The sequence below is a fragment of the Mesorhizobium sp. M7A.F.Ca.US.006.04.2.1 genome, assembly GCF_004022915.1.
GTDB classification, from domain to species: Bacteria; Pseudomonadota; Alphaproteobacteria; order Rhizobiales; family Rhizobiaceae; genus Mesorhizobium; species Mesorhizobium ciceri.
The window spans coordinates 1-992 of record NZ_RZQA01001362.1; the positions used below are offsets into that span (position 1 = coordinate 1).

Consider the following 992-nt stretch of genomic DNA (forward strand, 5'->3'; position numbering starts at 1 on the left):
GTTTACGGAAGTCCGACGCTATCTTGGCGAGGAACTTGCAGTAGGACAGGCCGGCCGAAACGGTGATGCCGATCTCCTTCTCGACCGCCAGCGCAAAGCGCGCCAGCACCACAGCGGGTGGCAGGCCGTGCAGCCGTTCGGTGCCGGCGAGGTCGAGAAACGCCTCGTCGATCGACAGCGGCTCGACCAGCGGCGTCAGCGCCTGCATCATGGCGCGCACCTCGCGGCCGACGCGGACGTATTTTTCCATGTTGGGGCTGATGACCACCGCCTCCGGGCAGGCTTCGAGCGCCTTGAACATCGGCATGGCCGAGCGCACGCCCTGGATGCGGGCGATGTAGCATGCGGTGGAGACGACGCCGCGCTTGCCGCCGCCGATGATCAGCGGCTTGTCCTTGAGCGCCGGATTGTCGCGCTTTTCGATTGCCGCATAGAAGGCGTCGCAATCGATATGGGCCAGATGCAGCCGGTAAAGCTCGGGATGACGCGCAAGCCGGGGGCTGCCGCAGCGCTCGCAGCGGCGCGTCTGGCTGCGCTGAAGCATCAGGCAGTCGCGGCAAAAACCGTGATCGGGATTGTTGACAGGGGCCGCCATCGCTGCGAACATAAAGAGAACAGAGGCAATGGTACGACAGTGCAAGGCCAGCGACAAGGCTGGCCTGGGGAGAACGCATGAGCACGACCATAGCGCCGCTTGCGCCCGAGCTTTGGGCTGAATTCGAGGACCTCTTCGGCAAGCAAGGTGCCTGCTACGGCTGCTGGTGCACGCATTTCCGGCTGGCGCCGGCGATGCGCCGCGAGAGCAGCCGGGAACGCAACAAGGACCACATCAAGGCGCGCATCGAGGCCGGCCCGCCGCCGGGCCTGCTGGCATTCGAGGACGGTCAGGCGGTTGGCTGGATGCAGATCGGACCGCGCGCCGACGTGCCCGAATGGAACAACCAGGGCAGGGGGTCGGCACCGGTCGATCCTGCCGACGCCACGGATCCGGC

At 66.1% G+C, this 992-nt stretch carries 1 protein-coding gene and 1 pseudogene; one reads left to right on the forward strand and one right to left on the reverse strand.

Going from position 1 to position 992, the window contains the following annotated elements; translation table 11 throughout:
• The coding region (locus EN925_RS37295) for a DNA polymerase IV (protein WP_128337434.1) at positions 1-607 on the reverse strand (607 nt) is incomplete at its 3' end.
• 65 nt (positions 608-672) lie between these two features.
• Between EN925_RS37295 and EN925_RS37300 the strand changes: the two are divergent.
• Positions 673-992: pseudogene (locus EN925_RS37300) on the forward strand (GNAT family N-acetyltransferase); the annotation flags it as partial.